We start from the raw sequence: 4382 nt of genomic DNA, 5'->3' as shown, positions 1-4382 counted from the left end.
GGCGCCGCCCGCCCCGGGCGGCGCCGGGCCGGCCCCCACGTACCGACTCCCCTCCCAGGAAAGGTGAACACATGAGCAGCGCGGTGCCGCCCGGCGGGGCGGGCCCCGGCCTCGACGACCCGCGCGGGACGGTCGGGGCGCAGGCGGCCCGACTGGCCGCGTCCGGACTCGACACGCCCGGCCCCTATCTGATCGGCGTGCGCCACCACGCGCCCTCGCTCAGTGCCGTCGTGCCCGCCCTGCTCGACGCCGCCCGGCCCGAGGTGCTGCTGGTCGAGCTGCCCGCCGAGTTCCAGCCCTGGCTCGACCTGCTCGCCGACGAGGCCACCACGGCCCCCGTCGCACTGGCCGCCGCCCCCGCCGCCGAGCGCCCGGACGAGCACGCCGACGGCATCGGCGCCGAGGCCGGCCACGGCACCGGGCTCGCCTTCTACCCGTTCGCCGACTTCTCGCCCGAACTGGCCGCGCTGCGCTGGGCCCGCCGCCACGGCGTCGGGACGATCGCCTGCGACCTGCCCCTCGCCGTCCGCGACCGGCACGGCGGGCGCGACCACGGCCGCACCGGCCCCGCCGGGCCGGCCGAGGAGCGGCCCGGCGTCGCCGACGCGCTGCGCCGGCGCCTCACCGGCCGGGACGACGACGAGGACCTCTGGGACCGCCTCGTCGAGACCGCCGCCCCCGGTTCCGGCCCGGAGGCCGTCCGACGCGCCGCCCTGCTGGTCGGCTGGGCACTGCGCCGCGACGCCGAGGAGGGCCCCGGTGTCGCCCCCTACGACCTGCGGCGCGAGGCCTGGATGCGGGACCGCATCCGGGAGGCGGGGGCCGGTGGACGCCGGGTCGCCGCCGTCGTCGGCGCCTTCCACGCCCCGGCGCTCACGGCCGCCGGGCCCGGCGACGGGGCGACCGCTCCGGAGGAGCCGACGGCGGACGCGGCCCTGGCGCCGGCGCCGGCCGATCGGTACGTCGTCTCCCTGATCCCGTACACCTATCCGCTGCTCGACGCCCGCTCCGGCTACCCGGCCGGCATCCGCGACCCCGAGTGGCAGCACACCGTGCTGGACGCCGCCGGCGACCCGGACCGGCTCGCCGACGCGCTCGTCCGCACCGCCGTGCGGATCTGCGAGGCCCTGCGCGCCCAGGACCACCCGTCGGGCCCGGCCGACGCTCGCGAGATCGTCCGGCTCGCCGGCGACCTCGCCCGGCTGCGCGGGCTCGCCGCCCCCGGGCGCGGCGAACTGGTCGAGGCGGTGCAGACCGCCCTCGCCCAGGGCGAACCCCTCGGCCGGGGCCGGGCGGTGGCCCGCGCCCTGGAGAAGGTCCTGGTCGGCACCCGCACCGGCGAGCCCACCCCGGCCGCCCCGCGCAGCGGCCTCGCCCCCGCGGTCGAGCGGCTGCTCGCCGACCTCGGCCTGCCCGGCCCCGGCGACACCGGGGAGCCGACCGCCCGCGAACTGCGCCTGGACCCCCTCCGCTCGCCCCTCGACCGCCGCCGGGAACTCCTCCTCCACCGCCTCACCGCCTGCGGCGTCCCCTACGCCGAACCGGTCGAGACCACCGGCGCGGGCGGCACCGAGACCCTCACCACCCGCTGGCGGGTCCGCTGGACCCCGGCCGTCGCCGCGATGCTCACCGTCGCCGGCACCCGGGGCGTCACCCCGGCCCAGGCGGCCGAGGGCGCCCTGCGCGAACGGCTCCGCCGCGAGCGGCAGGCGGACGGCCCGACGGCCCGCGAGGTGCTCCGCGGCCTCGCCGACGCCGCCGCCTGCGCCCTCCCCGCGCTCACCCGCACCCGCCTCGCCCAGCTCACCGCCGTCCTCCCCACGAGCGGCACCCTCCCCGACCTCCTCGACGCCCTCGCCCTCCTCGACCGCCTCACCGCCACCCTCGTCCCCGCCCCCACCACACCCGAGGCCGCTCCCGGGGCCGCGAACGGCGCGGCGACCGAGACTCCGTCGGGCGCTTCGCCCGCGCTTGCTTCGCCCGCGCACGTGGGGGGAGCGGGTTCGGCGGTGGACGTCTCAGCCGTGGGTGTCGTCGTCGCGCCGGCCGAGGCGCTGGATCCCTTCCTCGCCGTGCTCGCGGCGGCGGCCGAGGTCGTGACGGTCGCGGCGGTGCGGCAACTGGAGGGGCTCGGCGGGTCGGACGATGCCGACGACGCCCGGGCGCTGGTGGAGCTGGCGCGGCGGGCGGACCTCTCGGGGGGCGTCCGGCTCCGGCACGCGCTGGCCGAACTCGCCGACGGCGGCAGTCCGCTGGTGCGCGGCGCGGCCGGGGCGGTGCGGGTGCTGATCCGGCAGGAGGAACCGGCGGTGTTCGGCGACCGGGCCGCGTCCTGGGTCGACGGCGCCACCGGGCCCGACGCCCGGCACGCCCTGGGGCGGTCGCTGGTCGGGCTGCTGTCGGCTGCGGAAGGGCTGTTCTCGACCGCTCCCGAGGTGCTCGAACCAGTCCTGGAGCGGGTGGTCTCCCTCCCGGACGGCGCCTTCCTGGACCGTCTGCCCGCGCTGCGCGGCGGATTCGACACGCTCAGCCCGGCAGCCCGGGACCGCCTGTTGCGGCTCGTCGAGGAACGCCTGGGCACGCGCCTCGACGCCCTTCCCACGGAGGTGCCGCCCGCGCTGCTCGCCGACTGGTCCCGGGCCGACCTGGCCGCCCGCGCCGTGCTCGCCCGGCGCGGCCTGCTGCCGGCCGCCCTCCCGGCGCCCACCGCGGAGGCGCCGGCCCCGGCCCGGCAGCCGGCCGCCGAGGTCCCCGCCCGCGCCGACACTCCGGCCGTCCCGGCCGCCACCCCCGCCGCCCCCGCTCTCGTGCACGCCCTCGCACCGGCCGAGCGCTGGCGCCTACTGCTCGGCCGGCCGGGCAGCGGGGGCCTCGGCGGCCGGGCCGCGCGCCTCGCGACCGCACTCGACGAGCTGTACGGCACGGGCCGCGGTGAGGGGTCGGGACCAGACCTCGACGGCCGCGGCGGGGCGGGCGGCAACCGGGGCGGGCGCGAGGCGCCGTACCCGGGCGTTCGGGAGTGGACGGAGGAACTGACCGCGCTGTTCGGGCCGGGCCTGCGCGAGGAGGTGCTGGCGGCGGCCGTCGCCCAGGGCCGGGGCGACGTGCTGGAGGCGATCGACCCGTCGGCCGTCCGCCCGTCCGTCGACCTGCTGCGCACCGTCCTGGAGCACGCGGGCGGTCTGCCGGAGGCCCGGCTGGCCGGCCTGCGACCGCTGGTCCGGCGGCTGGTCGACGAGCTGAGCCGCGAGCTGGCGACCAGGCTGCGGCCCGCTCTCACCGGCATCAGCGTGCCCCGCCCGAGCCGTCGCCCCGGCGGCGGCCTGGATCTGCACCGCACCATTCGCGCCAACCTCGCCACCGCCCGTCCTGCCGGATCCGTGGGCTCCGGCGGCGGGGCGGGCGCGGTCGCCGACCCCGCCGCCGGACCGGGCGGCATGGTGATCGTGCCGGAGCGTCCGGTCTTCCGCACCAGGGCCCGGCAGGCGTCCGACTGGCGGCTGATCCTGGTCGTGGACGTCTCCGGCTCGATGGAGTCGTCGACCGTCTGGGCGGCGCTGACCGCGTCGATCCTGGCCGGGGTGCCCTCGCTGAGCACCCACTTCGTCGCCTTCTCCACGGAGGTGGTCGACCTGACCGACCGGGTGACGGACCCGCTGGGTCTGCTCCTGGAGGTGCGGATCGGCGGCGGCACGCACATCGCCGCCGGGCTGAAGTACGCGCGGGGGCTGGTGACCGTCCCCTCCCGCACGCTGATCGCGGTGGTCAGCGACTTCGAGGAGGGCGGCCCGGTCGGCGGGCTGCTGGCACAGACCAGGGCGCTGGTCGACTCCGGCTGCCACCTGCTGGGCTGCGCCGCGCTGGACGACACCGGGACGGCCCGGTACTCGAAGGCGGTCGCGGGGCAGCTGGTCGCGGCCGGGATGCCGGTGGCGGCGCTCAGTCCGCTCGAACTGGCCCGCTGGGTGGGGGAGAAGGTCCGATGACGGAGGTGGCGGGGACAGTGACGGAGACACGGACGGGCACGGAGCCGGGCACGGGAGCCGGGCCGGGCGGGGCATGGCCGGCGGTCCGGCCGGAGGTGGTCGCCGAGGTGGTGGCCGGGTTGTCGGCGCGCCTGCAGAAGCGGTTGGACAGCGCCGCCGCCAAGCTAGCCGAGCGGCCGGTGGAGCGGGTGGGCGAGGACTGGCGGATCGCCGTCGACGAGGAGACGACCCTCGTCCTGCACGCACCGGCCGGAGTGATCGCCGACCAGGCGGACGTGCGCTGCGGCTGCCTGCTGGCGCCCGCGTGCGTGCACCGGGCCGCCGCCGTCACGGTCTGCCCGCTCGACGACGGCGAGCCGCCGGCCGACGCGGGGAGCGGGGCGGACGGCTCCGCCG

1 protein-coding gene and 1 pseudogene are annotated in these 4382 nt (G+C 79.3%); both read left to right on the top strand.

The window, feature by feature from the left end; all coding sequences use genetic code 11:
- Nucleotides 1-71: 71 nt before the first annotated feature.
- Nucleotides 72-3986 (top strand): DUF5682 family protein, encoded by a 3915-nt coding sequence (locus tag ACFCX4_RS34935; RefSeq protein WP_376151284.1) that lies wholly within the window; start codon nucleotides 72-74, stop codon nucleotides 3984-3986.
- A 17-nt stretch (nucleotides 3987-4003) separates the two neighbouring features.
- A pseudogene (locus tag ACFCX4_RS34930) lies at nucleotides 4004-4382 on the top strand (hypothetical protein); the annotation flags it as partial.

It is taken from the genome of Kitasatospora sp. NPDC056327, assembly GCF_042261735.1.
GTDB lineage: Bacteria > Actinomycetota > Actinomycetes > Streptomycetales > Streptomycetaceae > Kitasatospora.
The sequence above is the reverse complement of the archived record's forward strand: the minus strand, read 5'-3'. Positions and strand labels throughout refer to the sequence as shown.